Source organism: Saccharothrix ecbatanensis (assembly GCF_014205015.1).
Lineage (GTDB): Bacteria > Actinomycetota > Actinomycetes > Mycobacteriales > Pseudonocardiaceae > Actinosynnema > Actinosynnema ecbatanense.
In genome coordinates, this window is record NZ_JACHMO010000001.1 from 3,308,486 (window position 1) to 3,332,255 (window position 23,770).

The following is a 23,770-nucleotide window of genomic DNA, read 5'->3' on the forward strand; positions in this document are numbered from 1 at the left end:
CGAATGGCACATCAGAACGTGCCCGCCGAGGGCCCGATCGCCGTGGTCAGTCCCCACCTCGACGTGGCGTTGTCGGAGACGTGGAACTGGGCCGCGTACGACCACCGCACGCTGTACGAGTCGGTGCACGTCGACAACGACCCCGGCCAGGCCGGCGTGCTCGCGTACGAGTGGGTGGAGTTCGGCACGGAAATGGCCGATTCCGCCCAGTTGATGCGGGAATGCCTCGTCGCCGGCGAGGACGGCTGGCAGGGGGAGTCGGCCGAGTCGGCCCGCGGTGCGATCCGCGAGCTCGCCGACTGGAGCGAGGTCGCCGCGCTGACCGCCGCCGGCCTCGGTGATCGGGTGGCCGAACAGGCCCAGATCATGGCCGAGGCCAGGGCCGCCATGCCGGAACCGGTCGACTTCGACTGGCACGCCATGCTCACCGACGGCTTCGCGGGCAGCGGCATGGCCGGTTTCACGGCGGCGCTCGTGGACGTGAAGATCAAGAGCGATCAGGCGACCGGGGCACACCACCACGCGATCCTCGTGATGGCCCGCATGGAGGAGCAGTCCCGTGCGGTGGACACCACCTCGCCGTGGTTCACCCCGCCGCCGGACCCGGTCAACGGCAGCACCCCGACGCTACGGCGGTACAGCAAGGCGGAGGACGTCGAGCTGTCGACCTCCTCGGAGCCCCGCGTCCTCACGAGGGTGGGAGCACCCGCCGGAGAGGCCACGACCGGCGTGCCGAACGTGGGCGGGTCGGGCGGAGGGCTGTCCGAGAACGACCTTCGGCCGGCGGGGACCACGGCGCCGACGGCACTGGTGGCGCAGGGAGTACCGGCGGCGCAGGGAGGACTGGGGGTACCGGCGGCTCAGGGAGGACTGGGCGCACCGGGGGCGCACGTCGGACTACCGGCGACGCCGCCGGCACCGCTCGCGTCGCCGGGTCAGCCGGGGCAGGTCCTGATGCCACCGCCCTCCGCACCCAATTCCGCCATGCCGAGGAACCTGGACGTCTACCAGCCCGGTGGCACGTCGCCGCAGGGTGTGCTCGCCCCGTCCGCGTTCACGCCGCCCGGCGGTCCGTCCGCTGTGGACCAGCACCGGCAGGGTTGGACGGCGCCGCAGAGTTCGGCGGGAGGGCCGCTCTTCGGCACGGGGGAACCTGGTGGCCCGATGGGCTCGACGCCGAATCGGGACGGGTACCGGCCGGGCGGGACGTCGCCGTGGAGTTCGAGGGGTACGGCGAATGTCCCACCGCCCACTACCGCGATGCCGCCGAACGGCGCTGGCGGTGAGGGCGGCCGGGGTGGGGCGGGACCGCGGGGTGGGATCAACGTGCCCGCCGACGGCGACCCGCGCAACCGCATGCCTTACGCCCCACCCAACAGCGGCAACGGTGGGACGGGGCCGGCGCTCGCGAGGCCCGGTGGTCCCGGGATGCCCGGTGGTTCCGGTGTGCCCGGCACGGCCGGGATGGCGGGAGGCGGAATGCCGGGCGTGGGAGGCGCCGGCCGTGGCCAGGGCGCCGAGGACGAGGACCGGAAGGCCAAGTACGTCGGTGGTGAGCGGTTCTTCGAGGTGTCCGACGCCCACCTGCCGCCGTCGGTGATCGGCGGCAAGGCGCCCGGGGAGCAGCAGGGTCAAGGGAGCTGGTCGTGATCGCACCGGATTTCGTGCTGTCGGCCCGCGAGTTCGACATCCTCTGGGATGGCCTCGGCCTCGGGCCCAAGCCCTACCCGCTGGACGTGCCCAGCGTCGGCAGGACCCTCGCGGAACGCGCCGAGGCGGCCGAGCAGGTGTACCGGGACCTCGCCGAACGCGGCCTCGTGACCGGCCGGGAGCCGGACGAACGGTTGGCCGGCCAGTTGCGGCTGCTGGCCCGGCACGATGTTTCCGTCGACGCGGTGGGCCACATCGACGGCCCGCTGCGCGCGGTCGCGGCCGGCGACGGGCAGCACGGCGTGCTGGCGGCGTTCGGCGAGGACCAGCTGTGGCTGGTCGGGATCCGCCCGACCGCGCTCGCCGCGTCGATCGTCGCCGTGCTGCCGACGAACCAGGCCGGTCCCGGCCGCTCGCTGTCGGTGCCGTACCAGGCGATGGCCGCCGCGGTGAAACCGACGACGGACGACGATCCGCACGCGTTCGCGTCCACCGACGACGAGCACGCGCGGATCACCATGGTCAAAGCCGGACTGTCCACTCGGGACGCGGCGGAGCTGGCCGAACTGGCGGGCGACCGCCGGGCCGGTGGCCAGTTCGGGGTTTCCCACCGTCAGCGGCGATCCCCGGTCGTCGTCACCTGGTTCGACACCCTGAGAGGCCGCTACCTCGGGGTGCGGGACGGGGAATGGGTGAGCTTCACGCCCGCCGACAACGACCGCCTCACCGCCCGTATCGACCGAACACTCAACGAGGTAACGCCATGACGACAGCCAACAGCAGCCCTCCGATCGGTTCGACGGAGTGGCTGGAGGACCTGCAACACCGGAGCGCGCAGCTCCAGGAGAACATCGACAACTCGGTGGTCACGCTCAGCTCGCGGGACGAGGCGGTCACCGTCACGGTCGGCCCGAACGGCTCCCTGCACGACCTCAGCCTGGGCCACCGCGCCGCCGCCATCAGCCACACCCAGCTCACCACGCTGATCATGAGCACCGTCCGCGACGCGCAGCGCCAGGTGGCGGCACGGGTGTCCGAGGCGTTCATCCCGTTCGGCCACCCGGAACTGACCGAGCAGACCAAGAACCTCATCACCTACCTGCCGCCGGAGGACACCCCGGACGGCGCCGCGACCGCCGACGGACCGCAAGACAGGTTCGTCCCGGAGGAACTGACCGAGCCGCAGGCCCGGCCACCCGCACCGGCGCCGCACTCCCCGCCGCTCCCGACGCCCTCCGCCAGGGCACCCCGACGCCGCCCGGCCGAGGACGACACCGTTGACGAGATGGAGCCATGGTGACGACGTTCGACACGAAGCCGTCCGCGAGCGCACCGGAAACGTCCGGCGGCTCGGGTGGCTCCGGCGGCACCGGCGGGCCGGAGGGCCGGTTCGCCATCGAGATCGAGCACCAGGTCACCCTGCTGAGCAACGAGGCCAAGCAGGAAGGTGTGCCGATCGTCGGCCACGTCCTCGAAGGCATGGACAACGTCGGTGACGGCGGCGGCCCAGTCGCTGATCCGTTCGCCCAGTTCTTCTCGTCCGGGTTCGGCTGGATGATCGACAAGGTGGGTTTCCTCCGCGACGCCATCGACGAGTTGGACGGTGACGCGGCCGCCGGGCAGACCGCGGTGGACTCGATGAAGCAGGCTTCCGAGAGCCTGTCCTTCATGGCGCGCGGGCACCAGGCCGACATCACGTCCCTCCAGGACTGGCAGGGTGATGCCGGTGAGGCGTACCGCGCCAGCATGAAACAGCTCCACGAGGAAATCCTCGGCCTCATGCACGTCGTGCACGGGTTGGGCACGTTGACCGCCGTGACCATCTCCATGGTGATCACCCTGCGGAAGATCGTCCGCGAACTGGTCGCCACCGTGCTGGGCGCCATCGTCATCATCATGCTCGCCGCGGTCGCGGCGGCGGTCTGGACGTTCGGCACCTCGATCGCGGTCGGTCTCGCCGCGTCGATGGCCGCGGCAGCGGTCACCGCGGTCGAATCCGCCCGCCGCATCACGATGCTGATGGACGCGCTCGGTCGGCAGACCGAGCGGATGGTCACCCTGGAAACCATCGCCGAGGAAATCGCCGACTCGCTCAAGCGGTACGAGAAGGCCGCCGGGCTCTCCACCACCCAGAGTTCGAAGGACTCCGACCCGCAGCGCTGGAACAGCTCGCGCGACAAGGCCGACGAGATCGGACAGGACACCTCTGGGCGTCTCGGCGCGGTGACTCCGGACGCCCGGCGCGAATTCGACCAGCAGGAACTCGACCAGGCCAAGCAGGAGCTCGGCCGGTGACGCGTCCGACCGGACGGAGTGACGTGAAAGGCTTGGAGGACAGGGCATGGGCGCCGGTTTCAGCGTAACGGGCGACGAGATCAACGACTTCGGCAATCGGCTTTCCGGGTCGTCCGACGTGGTGAGCACGGCGGCGGCCACGTTGGGCGTGATCGAGGTCCCGCCGGACATGTTCGGCCCGGCCGCCCGCAATCAGGGCTTCACCGAGGCGATGGCGCAGACCACTCAGCGGATCACTGAACTGTTGGAGCGTGCCGCCGAAGCCGTCGAGAACGCCGCCGTGGGCACCAAGGCCACCGCGGCGGACTACGAGGCGGTGGAGGAGCAGAACGCCATGGGCTTCGGCAACATCGAAGGCGGCGAGCTGCCGCCCCCGTTGCCCGGTGGTGACGGCGGGTACCCGGTGACCGGCGGCGGCACGGGTTACCCGATGTCCGGCGACGGCGTGTACCCCGTGGATCCCATGATGACCGGCGGCGACGGCATGTATCCCGCGGATCCCATGATGGCGGGTGACGGCACGGGTTATCCGATGCCCGGCGAGGACATGCTCTGGGCGGAGGTCCCGACCGGGGGTTCCGGCGCTCCGCCCATGGGCAGCTTCGTGCCGCCGGAGATGACCGACCGGTCGTCGATCAAGCCGCCGGCGTCCGGTGATATGGGGCTGTCTTCCGCGCCGCCACCGTCGTTCGTGCCGCCACCGGTGCCACCGCTGCCATCAATGCCCGGCGGAACGTCACCGTCGTCCGCACCACCACCCACGTTCGTGCCCCCGCCGATGCCACCGCTGCCATCAATGCCCGGCGGAACGTCACCGTCGTCCGCACCACCACCCACGTTCGTGCCCCCGCCGATGCCGCCGCTCCCGTCAATGCCCGGCGGTACGAGGCCGTCTTCCGCACCACCACCGACGTTCACACCGCCACCGTTCACGCCGCCGTCCACGTCCGGCCGCACCGTGCCGGCTTCCGCGCCGACGCCGTTCACGCCTCCCCCGTTCACCCCGCCACGACCGCAGGTGCCCGTCACACAGCTCCCCGGTGCCACCCTTCGCGGAGACCAGTTCCGCCGCGTCCCCAAGATCGAGGCCGTCCGCAATCGGCTCGACACCGACCTGAGCACCACGCGCCCGACGACCGACCGGACCCTGCACAAACTGCTACCGGTCAACCCGCCCGACCTGTTCACCCGTAGTGGCGGTGGCGGTGGCGGCGGTACCCCACCGGTCTCGAGCTTCGGCATCGCGTCCGATGGTGGTTTCGGCGGCCCACCGCCGCCCGGTCCGCCTGCCACCTTCAGCAGCCTGAGCCCGGCGCCGCCCAGCGCCGGGCCGGTTCCTCCCACCGGAGGACCACAGGTCGGCATGCCCGGTGGTTCCAGCGGCCCGCCCCCGGCAGGCATGCCCTTGGGCGGCACGGGTCCCGGTGGCGGCCAAGGCGGCGACCAGGAGCGCAAGACGGCCTCGTACATCAAGGGCGAGGACCTGTTCACCATGACCGACGTGAACCCGCCGCCCCCGGTGATCGGTGACACGCCACCGCCCACGCCCACTCCCCCGCCCGCCAACTAGCCCGACCGCGAGGACGACCGCACCATGACCACTTTCGAACCGGGGCCGACCCCCGGCACCACACCCGGTTTCGACGTCGACCTCACCGCGTTGGTCACGCACCAGCAACACCTCGGCGCGGTCCTCGAGCAGCTGGCGGACGCATTGCAGGCCGCGTCCGGCACGCACCTGCCCGAGGAGGCATTCGGGCCGTTCGGCGCTCCGCTGGCGGCGGCGATCAACCCCACTGCCGAGGAGGCGCGGCGCGCGTTCGAGCGGGCCGTCGAGTCGGTGGGCGCCCATCAGGACGGCATGCTCCGCACCGTTCGCGACTACGACGAGGTCGAGCGTGCGAACGCGGACATGCTGCACATCCGCGAAGTGGAGTCGTGATGACGGAGCTGACGACCACAACTCCCCCACCGACCAAGGGACTGCGCCGCGCCGACGAGCTCCGCGAGATCAAGGAGTCGGTGCGGCGCAACGACTGGGCGGACCCTGACAGCGTCGTGGTTCCCGGCGGCACGTCCGCGCTCGGCCCGGCCCCGGATCCGGTGGACGCGTTGTCGAACACCAACATCCCCGGCCTGCTCGACCAACTGCGGCCGTTGCGCGATGCCCAGCAGTGGTTCGCCGGGGACCCGGCCGCGGTCACCGAGTACGCGGACAAGTGGCAGCGCGTGGCCGACCTGGCACGGGAAGCCGGCACCCGCTTCGACACCAGCGTTCGCCGGCACACCGCGGACTGGGGCGGCGAGGCGGGAGTCCGGTACCGGGAGAACGCCACCACCCAACAGGACGACCTGGACCTGGTGGTCGAGGCGGCGGAGTCGATCGTCGCCCTCGTGACCGCCGCCGGAGACATGGCGGGCAGCTCCCGCGCACAGATCCAGGAGTCGGTGACGCACTGCGTCAACGACATCATCACCCGGCTGCCCGACTACTACAACGTGCTCAACTCCGGCCACCCCGCCGCGCTGAACCACGTGCTCGCCGACGTCGCCGCCATCGTGGACGCCTGGGCCTGACCTCACCGAGGAGACCTCCGTTGCCGCCACCCGCTCGCCGCACCACCCCGCCGCCCAGCACGAATCGTCGTAGTCGGTCGTTGCCCCCGCCATCCCGATCGAGCGGGCCGGTTTCCAGTCCGCAACGCGCATCGTCACCGCCGCCGCAGATGGGCAATCCCGCGCACCGGCCGATTTCGCCGATCGCGCTCGGTGCCCAGCGCAACGCCAGCGAGCTCAACCGGACCGGTCAGACGGTGCAGCAGTTGCTGGGCAACACCACTCCGCGACCGTCCCCGTCCACCACCCCACCACCCGGGCGACCTGCCACACCGCCGATCCCTCCCCCACCCTTGCTATGGGGCAAGACGGACCCGCACGGGGCGGACATCGCGTTCACGTCGGACCGGGTGGAAGTTGTTACGCTGAGGGGCAAGAACGGAAAACCTGTCGGCATATCCTTCCCGACGAAGGCAGACGACGCGGTCGAATTGCGAGAATGGGCGCGCGTACATCGGAACAGTGATAAATCCTACGTTCCCAACTGGTACCCCGGCAAAGAGGACCTACCGAATTCCAGTGTGCGTGCTCCGTGGCACGATCCGCAGAACCCGAAGGTTCCGTTCTACGCGCATGCGCACGCGGACCCTCACCGTTTCCAGGTTGGCGTCCGCAGGAACACGGGCCAGCCGGGTCACCCAGTCGTCGGCTACCAGTCGGTCGACATCAACGGCACCACCCACGGGCAACTGCTCCGCGAAAACAGGCGTTTTCAGCAGGCGTCGCAGAGCGACCCGACGCTACCGGTGGTCTACCTGTCGTGCCGGAGCGGAAGCCCTTATGGTAGCGCGGCCGCTGATTCAGCGAATGTCCTTCACGGTACGCACAGTGGCCACGGTACGCACAGTGGCAGAGTCTTCGCACCGACCGGCGAAGGTGTCCGGATTTGGGATCCCGGCGAATCGTGGTACGGCGTGAAACCGGGAAAGCACAACGGAAGAACGTTCCGGGGAGAATTTCGGGAGTTCTGACGGTTATAGGCTGGAGTGATCCGGGCTACCTTCGCGAGGAAGAGGTGGTGTGAGCAATGATGGATCAGGAATCGTCCCCTTCCGGGCATGACGACTGGGCCGTGCTGGTCGATCCCGGATGGCGGCCAGGCTTCCCGGACGACCAGCCGCCGGCCCGGGCGATGGTGGGCGGCTGGCCACTGGACGAGCAGGGCAACCCGGGGCTGTTCCAGCCCAACCCCGACTTCGTGCCGGCGAACGCCGACTCGCCGACCGATCCGGTCGACGCGGTGCTGCGACTGATCAACCGGGGTGAAGCGGACGTGGACGCGCTGATCCCGACGATCCGGAACGCCGTGCTGGAGGTCGCCGTGTCCGAGGACGGCCGACTCCTGACCGGGCCCGCCCCCGATGGCGCGCCCTGCGTCGCGGTGGCCACGGCCGCCGTGCACCGCAAACGGGTCGGCACCGAGCACTGGGGCCAGATCACCGCCGACCAATTGGTCCAGGTCCTGCCGGAGGACACGGACATCCTGCTCAACCCGGACGGCCCAGCCTCCATGCGGCTGGTCGCGAGCGCCATGCGCGCGAACGTCGAGCAGGACCCCGGCGCACGCTGACCAGCCCGTCCACAACCTGCTCACGGCCGCTCAAAGCGCGGTCGACGTTGTGTCCAGCGGCATCGGCACCACGGCGAGGTCGTGATGTCGGTGCGCACGCTGTCCACTCCACCTTCCGCAACCCAACGTTGATCGTCGCCTGAATCGGCGACCTCGCCGATGATTGAGAGGAAACACCAGTGGAAACCACGGACGAGGTCGCACGGCTGATCACCGAATGGCGGGCCGGTGTCACCGAGCAGGCCCAGCGGTTCGACGCGGCGCGCCGCGCGATCGATGACGTGTCGGTGACGGAGACCGCCGCCAGCGGAGCCATCGTGCTCACCGTGGCGTCCTCCGGCATCCCGACCGACCTGCGGCTCGGTGGCGACGTCGACCGGATGAAGCCGGACCAGATCGCCGGCCAGATCATGGTCTGCCTGCGGCGCGCCCAGGCGCGGTTGGCCGACCGGGTTGGCGCGGTCGTCGCCGACACCATCGGTGACGCCGCCGGCGGCCAGGCCATCGCCGAGGAGTACCACAACCGCTTCCCGCCCCTGTCCGATGAGGCCGGCGAGCCGCCGTCACCGTTGGCGGAGAATCTCGGTTTCGGACTGTCCGACATGGACACCGAGCCGGCACCACCCGCCGCCACGGCCGTCCAGGACCGGCACGCACGACCAGGACCTCCGGCAATGGCCGCGTCCGTCACCCCGGCCAGGACGACGCGCCGCGCACCGGGCGACAACGACGACGAGGACTGGGAGGCGCCACTGTGGTGACCGCTGGGATCCTCGTCGAGCTGCCGGTCACCCCCGCCGCACTGGTGACGGCCGGTGCCCGTTCGGGCAACCTCGACCGGACTGGTGACACCGCGACAGGTCGTGGCTACCGTGGCCGATGATCATGAGTGCCGAGCACGTCTCGGACGGGAAGATGTTCAGGAAGGACGACGTGCCCATGACCGGCGGACACAGGTTGGGTGTTGGCGAGAGCCTGCGACGGCAATCGCTGACCTCGCTCAACGACGCTTTCACGCTCAAGCACTTCGGCGTCGACGAGCTCATCCTGGTGCGCAACCACGATCGCGAGCCGCTGTGGTGGTCCAGCGACTTCCACCCCGAGGACTGGTGGCAGAAGCGCTCGGGCACCGGGGTCAGTGACGTCACGCTGCAACCGGACGGCAACCTCGTCGCGCACGACGAGGACGGCACCCCGTTGTGGTCCACCGGCACGGCGGGCAGCGGCGCCGAGCTGCTGGAGGTCCGTGACGACGGTGACGTCGTCCTGCTGGACGGCGCCGGCGACATCGTGTGGCACACCGACACCGCGACCGCGGACGTCACGCTGCCGCCGTTCCCCGTGGCACGCGGCGACCACATGCTGGTCGGGCAGAGCCTCGCCGACCAGAGCCTCACCTCCCCCAACGGCCAGTACGTGCTGGTCCACGACCGCCGGCACGGCGGCACGTTCCTCTACGGGCCACAGGGTCAGATCACCAACTGGTACTACTCGGTCCCGAGCACCTACCCGGATTCATTCGGCACCCGGCTGGTGCTGGAAGAGGACGGTCTGTTCCTGCGGTGGTGCAAGGACGAGATCAACGGTGAGGACGTGCGTGGCCTGCGCAAGGCGTGGGACAGCCTCACCACACCTCGATTCCCGTTCCACCCCAAGCAGATCGTGGTCCGCGACAGCGGCGATCTGGAGATGCTGGACGCCGACGGCGAAGTCATGTGGCGCAACGGGTACACACGCGACCATGCCAAGTTCGCGCGATCCTCGAACCGGCCGCGGGCGAAGACGACCCGCAAGTCCGCCCGCCGGTCCAAGGTTCCGGCGGGCACCCCACGGCTGCCGCCCACCGACGAGACGGTGCCCTTGGTGCGCACCGACTTCTCCGACAACGAAGCCTGGGCCGCCACCTGCGCTCAAATCGCGTTGCCACGACACTTCTCCGAAGACGACATCTTCACCGCGGACGTGGAACCAGTGGACAACGCCGCGTACGCCGGATTGACCGCCGCACAACTCGTCACACTGGTCCCCGCCGACGCGGAGTGCGCAATCCTGCTGGTCGCCGACACCACGACCATGGAATCAGCCGAACACCACGTCCTGGTCGTCGACCTCGACGATGACGACATCGACAACCGCGGTCGCACCTTCCGCGCGACACCGCCGGCCATCCCGGAGATCGAAACCAACCTGTCACTGGCCAACATGGACTGGGAGTACTTCGCCGACTCCGCGGATGACGACGGCGTCGTCCGCCCGATGCTCGCCGAAGTCAGACCCAGCGGCGTGGACACAGCCGCTGACTAACCCCGCGTTCGTTCTGCTCCTGAGCCAGTGACGCGGTCGCCGTGACCGTGCCGGCGGTGAGGCGAGCCTGAGGGCAGACGCCTGTCACGCCGAGCGGTCCAGGACGTCGGGCTTGACCCTGTGGGCCAGGGGCAGACCACGGGACCAGCGGTCGAGTTCGTCCAGTGCCAGTGCGGTCATCCGGCTCAGCTCGTTGCCCAGCGAGCCCGCCACGTGGGGAGTGAGCGTGACGTTGGGCAGGGTGAACAAGGGCGAATCGGGTGGCAGGACTTCGGGTTCCGTCACGTCGAGCACGGCGTGCAACCGACCCTGGCGCAACTCCGCGACCAACGCGTCGGTGTCGATCAGGGAGCCGCGCGAGGTGTTGACGACCGTAGCGCCGGTGGGCATCAGGGCCAGCCGGCGGCGGTCCAGGAGGCGGCGGGTCTCGGGCAGTTCCGGCGCGTGCAGGCTCACCACATGGCACTGGCGGACCAGTTCGTCGATCCCGACGACGGTCACGCCCAGGGCGGCGGCCTCCGCCTCGGTCAGGTAGGGGTCGGTGACCAGCACCTCGAAGTCGAACGGCCGCAGTAGCTCGATCACCCTCCGGCCGATCTTGGACGCACCGACGATGCCCACCCGCCGGTCGTAGTTGCCCAGCCACGGGAACAGCGCCTGCCAGTCCTGCACGACACGGGTCCGGCGGTAGTGCTCGGCGATGGCCGGTATCCGCTTGTTGCCCATGAGGATGGCGGCGACGGTGTACTCGGCCACCGGCAGCGCGTTGGCGGCGGCGGCCGACGACACCGCGATGCCGCGTCGCCAGCAGGCGTCGGTGACGTGGTGCTTCACCGAACCCGCCGCGTGCACGACGGCCCGCAGCCGGGGCGCGTCGCGCAGCACCTGCTCGTCCACCGGCGGGCAGCCCCACCCGGTGAACAGCACCTCGGTGTCGGCGAGTGCGGCCTTGGCCCGGTCGGTGGTGAAGTCCTCGACCACCAGGGTGGGGTCGACGTCGGCGAGTCGCACGAGCCGGCGGGTGGCAGGCTCGTCGAGCAGCCACCGGGCCACCCGCTGCTGCATCGCCACCAGGGTCCGGGGACGGGGGTTGGAGGACACGCGCGCTCCCTACTTCACGGCGCCGGACGTCATGCCGGCCCGCCAGTGTCGTTGCAGGGACAGGAATGCGACGAGCACGGGGACGACCGCCAGCAGCGCGCCGGTGATGGTCAACGGGTAGTACTCGGGCTGGGTGGTCACCACCGCGTGCCACGCGTACAGGCCGAGGCTCAACGGGTAGAGGTCCTGGTCGGACAGCATCACCAGGGGCAGGAAGAAGTTGTTCCAGATCCCGGTGAACTGGAACAGGAAGATGGTGACGAACCCCGGCATGAGCATCCGCAGCGAAATGGCCCAGAACGTGGTCAACTCGCTCGCGCCGTCCACCCGCGCCGCCTCCAGCACCTCGGCGGGCACGTACCCGGCGCTGAAGATCCGTGCGAGGTACACGCCGAACGGGTTCACCAGCACCGGCACGAACACCGACCAGAAGGTGTTGACGACCCCCAGCTCAGAGGCCAGCAGGTACAGCGGCAGCGCCAGCGCGGTGCTCGGCACCAGCACGCCGAGCAGCACGAAGCCGAACAGCTTCTCCTTGCCGGGGAACGTGAACTTGTCGAACACGTAACCCGCCATCACCGAGATGAACGCGCCGATCCCGGCGCCGCCCACCGCGTACAGCAGGCTGTTGACGTACCACCGCAGGTACACGCCGTTGTCGGCGGCGGCCAGGTTGGCGACGTTGTCGAACAGGCGGAACTCGGTGAGCGTGAACGGGTTGCCGTACAGGTCGCCCAGGCCCTTGGTGGCCGAGACGAGCAGCCACGTCAGCGGCAGCACGGTGTAGGCGGTGGCCAGCACCAGCACGGCGTTGACGACGACCTTCGACGCCCAGGGTGGTCGGCGGCCCGGCGTGACGTCGGGGCGGACCGATGCGGTGCGGGTGGTGAGGTCGGTGGCGGTCATGAGTGGCCTTTGCGGTGTCCGAAGCGGGTGACGACGAAGGACAGCAGGCCCGCCCCGACGGCGATCAGGATGGACGCCGCGGCTGCGACGCCGTAGTCGCTGCGCCGGAAAGCGGCGTCGTAGGCGTACATGTTGGGCGTCCAAGTGGTGTTGACCGCCGGGTTGGCCCCGTGGAGGATCATCGGCTCGGTGAACAGCTGGAGTGCTCCGATGATCGTGAACAGCACGGTCATCACCACCGCGGCGCGGATCATCGGCAGCTTGATGCTGACCGCGGTGCGCAGCTGGCCCGCGCCGTCCATCGACGCCGCTTCCACCACCTCGCGCGGGATCGCCTGCAACGCGGCGTAGAAGATGACGACGTTGTAGCCGACCCACTGCCACAGCGTGATGTTGACGACCGAGCTCAGCGCGTGGTCGCTGCTCAGGAAGTCCCACGACAGCCCGGAGTCGCGCATCGCCGACACCACCGGGCTCAGGCCCGGCGTGTACAGGTACAGCCAGACGATCGCGGCGATGATCCCCGGCACCGCGTGCGGCAGGTACAGCGTGAGCTGGAAGAACCGCTTCGCCCTGGCCAGCGTGGAGTCCAGCAGCAGGGCGAGCACCAGCGCGCCACCGACCATCAGCGGGATGTAGACCACGATGTAGCCCGCGATCACCGCGAACCCGTTGCGGAACGCCGGGTCGCCCAGTGCGTGCAGGTAGTTGCCCAGACCGGTGAACAGGGTCTCGGCGCCGCCGAACCCGAGCCCGGACGCCTTCTCGGTGAACAGGCTCAGGTAGGCGGCGTACCCGATCGGCACCACCAGCGTGGTGACGAACAGGACGAAGAACGGCGCCAGCATGAGGGTCGCGGCGCGGGTGCCGTGGAAATGGGCGCTGTGTGCTCGGGCGCTGTGGGATCGGACGCGGTGGGGCCGGGCGCCAGTGGGTCGGACACCGTGGGATCGGGCCATTGCTCCTCGTTTCGACGAGCGCGCCCCGGCGGTGGAGAGCCGGGGCGCCGCGAGCGGATCAGGGGCCGACGTTGAGGCCGCGCTTCCGCAACTCCTCCACTGTGGACTTCTGGGCCTGCGTGAGGGCGTCCGCGAGGGAGCCGCCGCTGGTCACGGTGCCGAAGCTGTCCTTGAGCGCGGAGTTGGTCTGGAACATGCTCGGGCCCCAGGTCCAACCCGGCTTGACCTGCCCGGCCGCCGCGGTGAACTCCGCGTAGGCGTCCTGGCCGCCGAAGAAGGCCGGGTCGGAGCTCTTGGCCGCCGCCGGCCCCAGGTCCGCCGCCGCCGGGTACATGGTGGACTTGGCGACGCCGATCCGGGTCGTCACGGCTTTCTCGTCGGTGGTCATCCAGGTGATGAACTTGACCGCCGCGTCGACCTGCTTGCTGTCCTTGCCGACGGCGAACGTGCTGCCGCCGTACATCCCGCCGGCCGGCTCGCCCCAGTGCGGGAGCGGCGCGACAGCCCACTTGCCCGCCTGCTCGGGCAGGCTGTTGCGCAGCGCGCTGCCGGCGCCCCAGGACGCGCCGAGGTAGCCCACCGTGCCGCTGCTCTTCAGGTCGGCGTTCCACTCCTGGGAGAAGGCGCCCTGCACGCGGACCAGGTCGTCGCGCACCAGGCCTGCCCAGTAGTCGGCCACCTTCTTCGTCGGGCCGTCGTCGATCGAGACCTCCCAGCGGTCACCGCTGGTGCCGAACCACCGGCCACCCGCCTGCCAGGCGAACGACGCGAAGTGGCCGGGATCGTCGGGGAAGAACGTGCCGATCCGGGAGGCGGGCGCGGCCTGCTTCACCGCGGCGGCGGCGGCCCGGTACTCGTCCCACGTGGTCGGCAAGGCGATCTTGTTCGCCTCGAAGAAGTCCTTGCGGTAGTAGAAGACCATCGGGGAGGCGTCCAGCGGGACCGCCCAGGTCTTGCCACCCAGCTCGGTGAGACCGCGGATCTGCTCGGGGAACTCGCCCTTGACGCCCTCGACGGCCTTCGTGAGGTCGGCCAGGCTGCCCTGGCTGACGAAGTCGGGCAGCACCGGGTACTCGATGTTCATCACGTCCGGCGCGTTGCCGGCTTTCACCGCGTTGCTCATCTTGGTGTAGCCGCCCGCCGCACCGGCGGGGATCTGCTCGAACTTGACCCGGACGTCGGACTGCGCCTTGTTGAACGCGTCGACGACCTCGGCGGAGCCCTTGGTCCACGACCAGAACGTGATCTCCGCCGGTCCGCTCTGGGCAGCCGGGTCTTGGCCTCCGCCGCAGGCGGCCACCAACGACAAAGCGGCGGTCGCGGCCACCGCGCCGAATTTGTTCCAAAGCTTGTCTCGCATGTCGCGCTCCAAGGTCGTCGAGCAGTGGCGCAAGTCTCAGCCGAGCCCGAGGGGCAAGTCAAGACAAGTTCGATCAAACGAGCATGAACGAACATCCGGCACCATTTGCGCTGTTCACAGGTGCGCAAATGATCAGCCCGGTGGTGCTGACATTCGGCCTGTGCGCGAGATCGGTACCTCCTTGACCGCCTCAGGCGCTATATGATCCCTGCACGATCGTTTGATCGGTCGAACGCGCACCTGGGGAGCCACCATGCACGCGACCCGACGTCACCAGGCGATCCTCGTCGCCGTGCGCCGCGACGGCAGCGTGCGTGCCGGTGACCTCGCCACCCAGTTGGGTGTCTCGCCCATCACGATCCGGCGCGACCTGGCCGAGCTGGAGGAACGCGGCGAGGTCACCCGCGTCCACGGCGGCGCGGTGCTGCCGAGTTCCGGACCGCTGGACGCGCCGGCCGGACCCCGGGTGACCGGGCGGCGGCCGACGATCGGCATGGTGATCCCGGCCGCCAGCCAGTACTTCCGCGAGATCGTGGAGGGCGCGCGGCGGGCGGCGCAGGCGCGGGACGTCAAGTTGGTGCTCGCCGTGTCGGACTACAACCTGGACGACGACCGGTCGCACGTGCAGCGGCTCCTCGACGCGCGGGTGGACGGCCTGCTGCTGACCCCGAGCGAGCCGTTCGCCCGGCTCGCCCCCGCACTGGAGTGGATCGCCGCGCTGCCCATCCCGGTGCTGTTCGTGGAGCGGTCGCACGACCCGATCGAACACCTGCACCCGGTGGAGTACGTCTCCTCCGACCACCAGCACGGCGCGATCCAGGCCGTGCGGCACCTCGCCGGCCTCGGCCACCACCGGGTGTCGCTGCTGACCTGCACGTCCCCGACCAGCGAGTGGATCTCCAGCGGCTACGACGCGGCGGTGGCGGCACTGGGCCTGGCGGTGGAGGTGCCCAGGGTGGAGAACCGCACGCACGGGGAGATCAGCGACCGGCTCGACGCCATCCTCGACCAGTTCACCGCCGAAGGCGTCACGGCCGTGATCGCGCACCCGGACAACGTCGCCATCCAGCTCCTGCAACGGGCACGGCAGCGCGGCCTCGTCGTGCCGGACGACCTGTCGGTGATCGCCTACGACGACGAGTTCGCCGGGCTGGCCGACATCCCGCTGACCGCCGTCGCGCCGCCCCGGGAGAACGTCGGCCGGCTGGCCGTGGAGTTCATCCTGCGCAAGCTGCACAGCGCCCACCCGGACCGCGCCGAGCTGCACATCAGGCTGCTGCCGCACATCGTCGTGCGGTCGTCCACGGGCCCGCCCCGGCCGTAGCTCAACCGAGGTGCGGTCCCGGCGCCACGGCGATCGAGCGGTCGTTGTCGCCGGGGTGCAGCTCGAGGACGACGACGTCGTTCACGCCCGGACGCAGGACCGGCCGCGGCAGGTACAGCGTCACCTGCGGACCGACCTCCCAGAACCGGCCAAGGTTGAAGCCGTTGACCCACACCACCCCCTTGCCCCACCCGGCCAGCGACAGGTACGCGTCGCGCGGCTCCTCCACGTCCAGCGTGCCGCCGAAGAACACCGGTCCGTAGCCCGCGCCCCCGCGCTCCCACGGCAGGTCCGGGAGGTGGGTCAGCGGGATCGGTGTCGTGCGCCAGCCGTGCAGGAACTGGCGTTCGTGCAGCACGCCGCCGAGCACGCCCTTGCGCTCGCCGAACAGCGGACCGTAGTTGATCCGGCCCATCGCCTCCACCAGCAACTCCACGTCGGCCGGCCCGGCGACGTCGACCGCCTCCGCCCCTCGTCGGTCGGCCAGGCCCTTGCGGGCGAACGTCGCGCGCTCGACGCCGTCCACGTACAGCTGGGCGCGGTCCCTCAGGTCCGCGACGCGCAGGGGAAGCGCGGGCCTCGGACCCGGCAGCGCCGCGCGGTGCAGCAGGAAGCCCTGGTGCTGACCGACTTCCTCGAAGCTCGGCACCTGCGGGCTGGAGGTCTCCGTCCCGCCGACCACGTCCAGGACGTCGAACAGGCGCACCGACTTCGTCATGGGCACGGTCCGCGGCGCCAGCGGGTCGGGCGCGGTGGCGGGCGGCGGTGGCAGCGGCGCGTACCTGCCGATCACCTCGCGGAACGCCCAGTACTTCTCGGTGGGCCGGCCGGCCTCGTCCATCGGCGCGTCGTAGTCGTATGAGGTGGTGGTCGGGCGGTAACCGCCGTCGTGCAGGTCGCCATCGGCGTTGGCGCCGGCCCAGAACCCGAAGTTCGTGCCGCCGTGCGCCATGTAGATGTTGACCGACGCGCCGGAGCCCAGGATCTCGGCCAGGGCCGCGGCGGCGTCGGCGGGGTCACGGGTGGTGTGCCGGTCGCCCCAGTGGTCGAACCAGCCGCACCAGAACTCCATGCAGAACAACGGGTCGTGCGGCCGGTGGGCGCGCAGCTCGGCGAACTGCTCCTCGGCGCGGCTGCCGAAATTGGCCGTGGCGAGCACGTCCGGGACCACGCCGCCGGTCAGGAACAACGCGCTCGCGCCGTCCGAGGTGAACAGCGGCACGTCGACACCCCGCGCCACCATGCCGTCGCGCAGGTGGGCGAGGTAGGCCGCGTCCGAGCCGTAGGAGCCGTACTCGTTCTCCACCTGGACCATCACCACGTTGCCGCCCCTGGTGACCTGGTGCGCGGCCAGTCGGGGGACCAGCACGTCGAACCAGTGGTCGACGGCGGCGAGGTAGCCGGAGTCACCGCACCGCACCGGACCCTCCAACCAGGACGGCAGGCCGCCGTTCTCCCACTCGGCGCAGATGTACGGGCCTGGCCGCACGATGGCGTCCAGCCCCGCCTCGGCCGCTCGTTCCAGGAACCGCTCCACATCGGCGAGCCCGTCGAAGTCGTGTCGCCCCGGCGTCGGCTCGTGCAGGTTCCACGGCACGTACGTCTCCACGGTGTTGAGGCCCATGGCCCGCGCCACGGCGAGCCGTTCAGCCCATTGGTCCGGGTGGGTGCGGAAGTAGTGCACGGCGCCGGACAGCACCCGGTGCGGTCGACCGTCACGGAGGAACCCGTGAGGTGCGACGGTGAACTCGGTCATGACGCCTCCGCGATCGGCGTGGTGTTTACCGACTGCGAGGATCGTTCGGCCCGAGGACGTTCAAGTCAATCACCGCACGATTGTTCGATCAGAACCGAACATCCGGACCGGGCGGGGCGACCGTTCACCAGTCGAGTGGTGTCGCTTCTCGTTCGGGTTGTGACCGGCCCGACGGCGGACATTCTCACGCTCGGGGGGAAGTCTCAGGTGACCGGAGACGTCCGCCCGAATGTCCAAGCAGTGCACGGAGGGCGTCCAGTTCACGAAGGGCATCGCGTGATGAGGCTCGGGGACAGGCGCCGGTTGCGGCGCGATCCGCTGGAGTACGTCGAGGACCTCCGTCGGCACAGCGCGACGGAAGTGATCCTGTTGCCCGGGGGCGGTTGGTTCCTGGGCGACGCGGAGCAGGCGCGGGCGCTGTTGCGCGACCAGGAGTTCAACGCCGGACGATCGGGGTTCTTCGGCGATCTGCTGCCGACGCGGTCGGCTCAGGTCGAGGTCGGCCACGCGGTGCGCGACGTCCTACGGGCTCACCTGCCCGACTACCGCGCCGCGTTGGCCTCGGCGGTGGCCGGGCTGCCGTCGGCCGACCGGTGGCCCGCGGCGGGGAACCGGCTGGTGTACCGCTGTCTGGCAGACCTGCTGCTGCACCCCGGCACACCGGCCGGAACGCGGCGGTGTGCGGACCGGGCCGCGGATGCCGGAGTGGTGTTCCGCGCACCGCGGGTCTGGCAGCGGGCGCGAGCCGAGGTGGCGCGTGCCAGGGTGATCGCGGCCCTGACCGAAGAGGTGCGGTGCCGTGGGCGACGACGCGTCGGCGAGCCGCGCGACGTGCTGGACGCCCTGCTGGGCGCGTGCCCGGACGATCTGGCCGACCGGACGGTGGCCAGGGTGCACCTGATGATGTCCCGAGCCGTCGCGGCGCCCGTGGCGGCCTCGCTGGCCTGGTCGGTACTGCTGGCTTGCCTTCACCACACCGCCGGCTCCGACTGGCCGTGGCCCGCCGACCGGATTGTGCGGGAGGCGTCGAGGTACCGGCCGATCCCCTGGATGCTCCGCCGCACAGTCCTCTACCCCACCACCCTCGGGGGGACCTCCTTGCGCGCCGGCGACCTTGTCTCGGTCAGCCCGCATCTGCTGCACCACGACCGGCACCGCTGGACCGACCCCGACGCGTTCCGTCCGGAGCGCTGGGAGCAGTCCGACGGGCAGGGCCCCTACATCGCGTTCGGCGCCGGTCCCTTCGCCTGCCCTGGCGCCTCGGTGGCGCAGACGCTGGTCACCGAGGCGCTGACCGCGCTGGCCGAAGGCACCCGCCTGACCGTCACCGGTGGCGACACGCGTCCGGTCATGTCCGAGGGCATCGTCCCCCGCCCCTTCACGCTTCACCGCGGGCGGATCGAACAGGCACCACGACACCGGAAGGAGGTGAACGACCATGGCCACGATGCTGCGACGCATCTTTAACACCAAGCCGGAACGCCGTTGGTACTGGTACTAGGTGGTACTGGTACTAGGCCGACGGATTTCCGACCCGGCCCCGGTGACCCGGGCGATCTTCGACATCCCCGATCACCGGGGCCGGCGGGTATTGGGAGCACCAATTGAGCCGAGGCCGACCGAGCGCGCGGTCCGCCGCGACTGGCCCCAGGTGATCACCGCCATGACCGCGTTGGGCGGGCTGATCTTCACCGCACTTTCCTTGCGCGCCACCCGGGAACAGATCAAGGTCGCCGAGCAGGGGCAGATCTCCGACCGGTACGCCAAGCCCGTCGAGCTGCTCGGCACCCCCGGCCCTGAGCACTTCCAGGTGCGGCTGGGCGGCATCTACGCGCTGGAACGCCTCGCCGCCGACTCCCCACGAGACCAGTACGACGCGACCACTGTCGGGGCTTGGTGGTGAGTCAGAGCACGTCCGGCGTGACGATGCCGTCTCGACATCGCGACACGTCCAGACCGGCCGAGAACGGCCGAGAACGGCGCACCGTCCACGTCGCGCCACCAGGCGGTCCAACAACCGACGACGGCCTGGTTCTCTGCACGGTCGGGACCCCGGAGGGGAAGGAGGTGCTCGGCGGGCGTCCACTGTGGAATGAGGAAGTGACGGGCGTCCGCGGTCGTGTTGCAGCGCGCCGGTGACAGCCGTTCACAGCTGACGGCGACCTCGACCCCGCAGTCGAGCGCGGAGCGCGGCGTACCGGGCCCCGGTGCCCAGGTGCCGCTCCCGTCGGGCTCGATCGCGGCCTTGCCGGGCGGCGTGGCGGCTGCGGCCGGATGACGGACCGTGGACGTGCTCGTCGCCCTCGAACATCCGCCGCCGATCGCGTTCGAGTAGTGGGACGTGGATGCGTTCGCGGATGAGCCCTGTCGGTGTGCGGACGGCGGGCAGGCCGCGGTCGTCGACCACCCACAGCGCTTCGCGGTCGATGCAGGACGCGGGACGTTCGGCGGGCAGGACGGTACGGCGGAGTTCGCTCATGGTTTCCGTGGACTCCAGTGCTCGTGCAGGAGGCGTGGTGCGGCGCATCGCCTCGGAACCAGTGGTGTGCGGCCGGCACCGATCACACGGTGCGGGCTTCGAGCGGCACGGCGGAGGGCGGCGGGGAGTTGCTCGAACCCGCCGTCGGCCTCTCCGGTCGTCACTGGTCACTGCTGCATGTCGGCCATGATGTTCATCCTGCCGACCGCCGGTCAACGGGTTTTCGGGATGCTCCCGGCTCGACCCGGCCGGGAGCGGCACGATCTCCGACGACACCGTGGCCCCGATGGGCGTCGGTGACGCGGGATGGATCCGCAGCTGTGCGGTGTGGGCTTCGGACGGGCGGGTGAACTCCGGCGACGTTCGGGGGTGGGCCGGCGGCGTGGTGCGACGCTGGGCCTCCAGTCCGCGACCGGTCATGGAGAGGTGCCTGGCCCGTGACGCCTGAACGCCGTACGCGACCAGAACTGGTGGGGCCAGGGCGCGGCCGGAGTGCGATCTTGTCCACCACCAGGTCGCGACGGGATTCGGTGCTCAACGCCACCGGCTTGAGCCACCCGGCTCGACGCCCGAGCCGGCATCGTCGAATCATGGTCGCCGCGAGGACTTCCAGAGCCCCGCTGTTTCTGATCTCGGGTGCCGTCGCGCTCGCCTTGGCCGCGTGGTGGCGGTACGACGCGGCGTTGCCCTCGTTTCCGGTCGTCGGGGAGCCGGGCACGGTGTCCATGGTCATCTACGGTCCCGCACGGGACGTGGACATCACCCTGCTGGTGACAGACAAGGGCCACCTGAGGATCGACGTCCTGGCGACGTTCGACCTGGACGAACCGGCCCGGCCTGCCATCCCGCCGTCCCGGTGCGTTCAGATGGTCGTGCAGTACAGCACCAGCAGTCCCGTACCGTCACAGACCAGCGAGATCTGCCTGCCGCAACCAGCTGCTGGTCTGTCGACCACCCGGGGCCTCGGGTCGGTGTTGATGGAGGTGACCGAGCCGCTGGTGGTCAGGAGCGGCTCGAGCACCGTCGTGCGCATGCCCCGGTTGAGCCCGACCTGGTTCGGCACGGATCGGGAGTACGAGGTCGTGTACGAGGGCGCCTTCGACCGGAATGACCAGGCGAGCGAGGACCAGCTCAAACAGGAGGCGTTCTCGCCCGATTACCGGGGCCCCGGTCTGCGCTGGGTACGCGAGCAGCAGGTCGCGAACACGCCAGGCCCCGAGCCGGGCCCCTATGGCACTTTCACCGATGTCCCGACCGAGAAGGCGGCGAGCCGGTTGTTGTTCTGGGCCGGTCTGCTGGGCGGCGGCGCCCTGTCGCTGCTGGCGTGGGCGGGCGATCTGACGCTCGCGGGCCGGGCCGAGCGACGACGTGAGAGGGAACACCAGGCGGAGGACGAGGCCCACCGGCGGGAGATCGCCGACCTGGCCGCGCAACGTGTGCTGGCGGGTTTGGACGAGCGGTTGCAGGCGGCGGCCCAACGGGACAGCTGGTTGCGTCGTCTGGCCCGGTGGGCCGGTCACAGGGGTCGAAGATAAGCTGGGGCGAACGTGCTGTCGCCCAGAATTCCGACGGCGATGCGGCACCGGACGTCGAGCCAGAGTCCCCATCCACCCACCGTGTTGAGTGTCCTCATTGGACACCGCTTCGCGACCTGGAAGGGACGGCGGCCATTCCATCAAGCCGCTGCAGACGCGACATCGGTCCCAGACGTCATCCCGGTGGAGCCCACGTTGTCTCCGCTGGAGATTGAGGTTCAGGCACTCAAACTTCGCGGACCAGGAATCTCCTTCCAATCCCTCCCGGCCCAGTGCCAACGCGATCGCCAGATCGCACACGATCTCGCCCTGGTCGTGGACCGCCGTCTGCGCTCGCCACCGACCCGGCACCGTCGACATCGCCCGGTCCGGGCCGGTCCTGCGCACGGTCTCGACCAGCAACCTCGACCAGCAACGTAGCGCCGGCCTGCGACACCGCTCCCGTTCCGACGGTGTCGACAATCGACGATGGATACGACCCGGTAGGCTTGCTCACCAGAAAGGTGCTCCTGAACTCGCACGGACAAAGGCCCTCGGCAAGCCGTGTCCTTGCAGCTCAAAGTACCTTTCTCGATGATCCGGCCAATCTCCCGCCATTCCACGTGAAAGCAGCGGGTCAATGCGCACAAGTGCGCAGGGGGTGTCATGCCGCGCGGGGGTAGGCGACGGGACTTCGGGCTGTTGTGGGCCGGCGAAACCGCCAGCAAGGTCGGTTCGGCCATAACGACTGTCGCCTTGCCACTCGTGGCCGTGGGGCACCTGAACGCCTCGACCTTCGAGGTGGCCATGCTCGGCGCGGCGGTGTGGTTGCCGTGGCTGGTGGTGGGTCTACCAGCCGGCGCCTTGGTGGACCGGTTGGCCGGCAAGCCGCTGATGGTCTTCTGCAACGTCGCCTCGACGGTCCTGCTGACGAGCGTTCCGGCAGCGGTCGCGCTTGACGCATTGACGTTCCCGCACTTGGCGTTGGTCGCGTTCGGAACAGCCGTCGCCACGGTGTTCTTCTCCACCGCCTACCAGCGCTTCCTGCCCTCGGTGGTCGATGTCGACTTCCTGCCCGCGGCCAACGCGCGGATGCAGGGCAGTGAGTCGGTCGCGCAGGTTGTAGGGCCGTCCCTCGGAGGACTGCTCGCCGCGGCCTTCGGCGCAGCCGCCGGGTTGGCGATCGACGCGATGACCTTCCTCGCGTCCACGGCGTGCCTCGTCGCGATCCGCACCCGAGAACCCGTCCGGAAAGCACCTGCGGAGTCGTTGCGCAAGATTCCACATGAGATCGCACAGGGCCTGCGTTATCTCCTGCGCGACCCTTACCTTCGGGTCATCGCCGCCTTCTCGGCCTCCACCAATCTGGCAGGCAGCATGCTCCAAGCGGTGCTGGTCATCTACCTGGTGCGAGACCTGGGTCTGGGCGAGTGGACCGCGGGCACCGTGCTCTCCCTCGTCGGCGTCGGCGGCATCGCGGGCGCGGCGGTCGCGACACCGGTGGCCAGGCGGTGCGGAACCGCACGAGGCCTGCTGCTGTGCCAACTGTGCTCCGCGCCGTTCGCCCTGCTCATGCCACTCGCCACCCCTGGAGCCGGACTGGCTTTCCTCGTCGTGGGAGGGGCGGTGACCACGGCGGGTGTGATCGCGTTCAATGTCGTCTTCGGCGCGTTCCGAGCCACGTACGTGCCTCGCCACCTCCTTGGCAGGGTCGTGGCCAGCACCCGTTTCCTCAACTACGGCACAATGCCGATCGGCGCCCTGCTCGGTGGCATCGTCGGTACCGCTCTCGGTGTGCCCGCGGCCCTCTGGATCTCGGCCGCGGGTACCACCGCCGCAGTGCTGATCCTGTTCATCGGACCGGTCAGCCGGCAACGGGACCTGCCGGCGGGGCCCGCGGCCGCCGAGGATGCCGTCCCCAAACCTTGATAGCAGC

Annotated in this window: 22 protein-coding genes; 16 read left to right on the forward strand and 6 right to left on the reverse strand. The window is 70.1% G+C overall.

What is annotated here, in order from left to right; translation table 11 throughout:
- Positions 1–3 precede the first annotated feature (3 nt).
- The 11 genes from F4560_RS14135 (at position 4) to F4560_RS14185 (ending at position 10,435) form a co-directional block, all read left to right on the forward strand.
- Entirely contained in the window at positions 4–1,650 is a 1,647-nt protein-coding gene (locus tag F4560_RS14135; RefSeq protein ID WP_184920246.1) for a hypothetical protein, read from the forward strand.
- Entirely contained in the window at positions 1,647–2,417 is a 771-nt protein-coding gene (locus tag F4560_RS14140) for an ESX secretion-associated protein EspG (protein ID WP_184920248.1), read from the forward strand. The genes F4560_RS14135 and F4560_RS14140 overlap by 4 nt, the downstream gene beginning before the upstream one ends.
- A complete protein-coding gene (locus tag F4560_RS14145) occupies positions 2,414–2,950 on the forward strand; it encodes a YbaB/EbfC family nucleoid-associated protein (RefSeq protein WP_184920250.1) in 537 nt (178 codons plus the stop codon). Before F4560_RS14140 ends, F4560_RS14145 begins: the two co-directional genes overlap by 4 nt.
- Positions 2,944–3,945 (forward strand): hypothetical protein, encoded by a 1,002-nt coding sequence (locus F4560_RS14150; RefSeq protein WP_184920252.1) that lies wholly within the window; start codon positions 2,944–2,946, stop codon positions 3,943–3,945. The genes F4560_RS14145 and F4560_RS14150 overlap by 7 nt, the downstream gene beginning before the upstream one ends.
- Before the next feature lie 46 nt (positions 3,946–3,991).
- Positions 3,992–5,515: a hypothetical protein gene (locus tag F4560_RS14155; protein WP_184920254.1), complete on the forward strand. Its 1,524-nt coding sequence runs from the start codon at positions 3,992–3,994 to the stop codon at positions 5,513–5,515.
- A gap of 24 nt (positions 5,516–5,539) precedes the next feature.
- The gene (locus F4560_RS14160; RefSeq protein ID WP_184920256.1) at positions 5,540–5,887 is read left to right on the forward strand and encodes a hypothetical protein; all 348 of its coding nucleotides are present in this window, start codon (positions 5,540–5,542) and stop codon (positions 5,885–5,887) included.
- The gene (locus F4560_RS14165; protein WP_184920258.1) at positions 5,887–6,522 is read left to right on the forward strand and encodes a WXG100 family type VII secretion target; all 636 of its coding nucleotides are present in this window, start codon (positions 5,887–5,889) and stop codon (positions 6,520–6,522) included. Before F4560_RS14160 ends, F4560_RS14165 begins: the two co-directional genes overlap by 1 nt.
- Positions 6,523–6,671: 149 nt before the next feature.
- Positions 6,672–7,532, forward strand: a complete 861-nt coding sequence (locus tag F4560_RS14170; RefSeq protein ID WP_184920260.1) for a hypothetical protein — start codon at positions 6,672–6,674, stop codon at positions 7,530–7,532.
- Between the two features lie 56 nt (positions 7,533–7,588).
- Positions 7,589–8,131 (forward strand): type VII secretion system-associated protein, encoded by a 543-nt coding sequence (locus F4560_RS14175; protein WP_184920262.1) that lies wholly within the window; start codon positions 7,589–7,591, stop codon positions 8,129–8,131.
- Between the two features lie 179 nt (positions 8,132–8,310).
- Positions 8,311–8,892 (forward strand): hypothetical protein, encoded by a 582-nt coding sequence (locus tag F4560_RS14180; RefSeq protein ID WP_184920264.1) that lies wholly within the window; start codon positions 8,311–8,313, stop codon positions 8,890–8,892.
- A gap of 124 nt (positions 8,893–9,016) precedes the next feature.
- Positions 9,017–10,435 carry a DUF6924 domain-containing protein gene (locus F4560_RS14185; protein WP_184920266.1) on the forward strand — a complete coding sequence of 473 codons (1,419 nt, stop codon included), beginning with the start codon at positions 9,017–9,019 and terminating at the stop codon, positions 10,433–10,435.
- A gap of 84 nt (positions 10,436–10,519) precedes the next feature.
- Here the strand turns inward: F4560_RS14185 and F4560_RS14190 are convergent, their stop codons facing one another.
- The 4 genes from F4560_RS14190 to F4560_RS14205 form a co-directional block, all read right to left on the reverse strand.
- Positions 10,520–11,536: a hydroxyacid dehydrogenase gene (locus tag F4560_RS14190; RefSeq protein ID WP_312869304.1), complete on the reverse strand. Its 1,017-nt coding sequence runs from the start codon at positions 11,534–11,536 to the stop codon at positions 10,520–10,522.
- 9 nt (positions 11,537–11,545) lie between these two features.
- A complete protein-coding gene (locus F4560_RS14195) occupies positions 11,546–12,442 on the reverse strand; it encodes a carbohydrate ABC transporter permease (RefSeq protein ID WP_184920268.1) in 897 nt (298 codons plus the stop codon).
- Entirely contained in the window at positions 12,439–13,290 is an 852-nt protein-coding gene (locus F4560_RS14200; RefSeq protein ID WP_221483488.1) for a carbohydrate ABC transporter permease, read from the reverse strand. The genes F4560_RS14195 and F4560_RS14200 overlap by 4 nt, the downstream gene beginning before the upstream one ends.
- 169 nt (positions 13,291–13,459) lie before the next feature.
- Positions 13,460–14,761 (reverse strand): ABC transporter substrate-binding protein, encoded by a 1,302-nt coding sequence (locus F4560_RS14205; protein WP_184920272.1) that lies wholly within the window; start codon positions 14,759–14,761, stop codon positions 13,460–13,462.
- 253 nt (positions 14,762–15,014) lie between these two features.
- Between F4560_RS14205 and F4560_RS14210 the strand changes: the two genes are divergently transcribed.
- On the forward strand, positions 15,015–16,085 hold the full coding sequence (locus F4560_RS14210; RefSeq protein ID WP_184920274.1) for a LacI family DNA-binding transcriptional regulator: 1,071 nt from the start codon (positions 15,015–15,017) through the stop codon (positions 16,083–16,085).
- Between the two features lies 1 nt (position 16,086).
- On the opposite strand, the gene F4560_RS14215 is transcribed toward F4560_RS14210, so the two are convergent.
- Complete coding sequence (locus F4560_RS14215) at positions 16,087–17,841, reverse strand: glycoside hydrolase family 35 protein (RefSeq protein WP_184920276.1); 1,755 nt, start codon at positions 17,839–17,841, stop codon at positions 16,087–16,089.
- A gap of 279 nt (positions 17,842–18,120) precedes the next feature.
- On the opposite strand from F4560_RS14215, the gene F4560_RS14220 reads away from it, so the two are divergent.
- Both F4560_RS14220 and F4560_RS14225 read left to right on the forward strand, forming a co-directional pair.
- Positions 18,121–19,308 carry a cytochrome P450 gene (locus tag F4560_RS14220; RefSeq protein WP_184920278.1) on the forward strand — a complete coding sequence of 396 codons (1,188 nt, stop codon included), beginning with the start codon at positions 18,121–18,123 and terminating at the stop codon, positions 19,306–19,308.
- A 76-nt stretch (positions 19,309–19,384) separates the two neighbouring features.
- On the forward strand, positions 19,385–19,744 hold the full coding sequence (locus F4560_RS14225; protein ID WP_184920280.1) for a hypothetical protein: 360 nt from the start codon (positions 19,385–19,387) through the stop codon (positions 19,742–19,744).
- Positions 19,745–19,987: 243 nt separating this feature from the next.
- Here the strand turns inward: F4560_RS14225 and F4560_RS14230 are convergent, their stop codons facing one another.
- Positions 19,988–20,320, reverse strand: a complete 333-nt coding sequence (locus tag F4560_RS14230) for a hypothetical protein (protein WP_184920283.1) — start codon at positions 20,318–20,320, stop codon at positions 19,988–19,990.
- A gap of 590 nt (positions 20,321–20,910) precedes the next feature.
- Between F4560_RS14230 and F4560_RS14235 the strand changes: the two genes are divergently transcribed.
- Together F4560_RS14235 and F4560_RS14240 are read left to right on the forward strand one after the other, a co-directional pair.
- Complete coding sequence (locus F4560_RS14235) at positions 20,911–21,855, forward strand: hypothetical protein (RefSeq protein ID WP_184920284.1); 945 nt, start codon at positions 20,911–20,913, stop codon at positions 21,853–21,855.
- 645 nt (positions 21,856–22,500) lie between these two features.
- Complete coding sequence (locus F4560_RS14240; RefSeq protein ID WP_184920286.1) at positions 22,501–23,763, forward strand: MFS transporter; 1,263 nt, start codon at positions 22,501–22,503, stop codon at positions 23,761–23,763.
- Positions 23,764–23,770 lie beyond the last annotated feature (7 nt).

Bases quoted from the DNA above. Each gene is read 5' to 3' on its own strand.
- F4560_RS14135 (WP_184920246.1), top strand. From the start codon at position 4: ATGGCACATCAGAACGTGCCCGCCGAGGGCCCGATCGCCGTGGTCAGT.
- F4560_RS14150 (WP_184920252.1), top strand. From the start codon at position 2,944: ATGGTGACGACGTTCGACACGAAGCCGTCCGCGAGCGCACCGGAAACG.
- F4560_RS14200 (WP_221483488.1), bottom strand. From the start codon at position 13,290: ATGCTGGCGCCGTTCTTCGTCCTGTTCGTCACCACGCTGGTGGTGCCG.
- F4560_RS14145 (WP_184920250.1), top strand. From the start codon at position 2,414: ATGACGACAGCCAACAGCAGCCCTCCGATCGGTTCGACGGAGTGGCTG.
- F4560_RS14240 (WP_184920286.1), top strand. From the start codon at position 22,501: ATGCCGCGCGGGGGTAGGCGACGGGACTTCGGGCTGTTGTGGGCCGGC.
- F4560_RS14185 (WP_184920266.1), top strand. From the start codon at position 9,017: ATGAGTGCCGAGCACGTCTCGGACGGGAAGATGTTCAGGAAGGACGAC.
- F4560_RS14235 (WP_184920284.1), top strand. From the start codon at position 20,911: ATGGTCGCCGCGAGGACTTCCAGAGCCCCGCTGTTTCTGATCTCGGGT.
- F4560_RS14175 (WP_184920262.1), top strand. From the start codon at position 7,589: ATGATGGATCAGGAATCGTCCCCTTCCGGGCATGACGACTGGGCCGTG.
- F4560_RS14170 (WP_184920260.1), top strand. From the start codon at position 6,672: ATGGGCAATCCCGCGCACCGGCCGATTTCGCCGATCGCGCTCGGTGCC.
- F4560_RS14215 (WP_184920276.1), bottom strand. From the start codon at position 17,841: ATGACCGAGTTCACCGTCGCACCTCACGGGTTCCTCCGTGACGGTCGA.
- F4560_RS14195 (WP_184920268.1), bottom strand. From the start codon at position 12,442: ATGACCGCCACCGACCTCACCACCCGCACCGCATCGGTCCGCCCCGAC.
- F4560_RS14155 (WP_184920254.1), top strand. From the start codon at position 3,992: ATGGGCGCCGGTTTCAGCGTAACGGGCGACGAGATCAACGACTTCGGC.
- F4560_RS14230 (WP_184920283.1), bottom strand. From the start codon at position 20,320: ATGAGCGAACTCCGCCGTACCGTCCTGCCCGCCGAACGTCCCGCGTCC.
- F4560_RS14205 (WP_184920272.1), bottom strand. From the start codon at position 14,761: ATGCGAGACAAGCTTTGGAACAAATTCGGCGCGGTGGCCGCGACCGCC.
- F4560_RS14160 (WP_184920256.1), top strand. From the start codon at position 5,540: ATGACCACTTTCGAACCGGGGCCGACCCCCGGCACCACACCCGGTTTC.
- F4560_RS14210 (WP_184920274.1), top strand. From the start codon at position 15,015: ATGCACGCGACCCGACGTCACCAGGCGATCCTCGTCGCCGTGCGCCGC.
- F4560_RS14165 (WP_184920258.1), top strand. From the start codon at position 5,887: ATGACGGAGCTGACGACCACAACTCCCCCACCGACCAAGGGACTGCGC.
- F4560_RS14220 (WP_184920278.1), top strand. From the start codon at position 18,121: ATGAGGCTCGGGGACAGGCGCCGGTTGCGGCGCGATCCGCTGGAGTAC.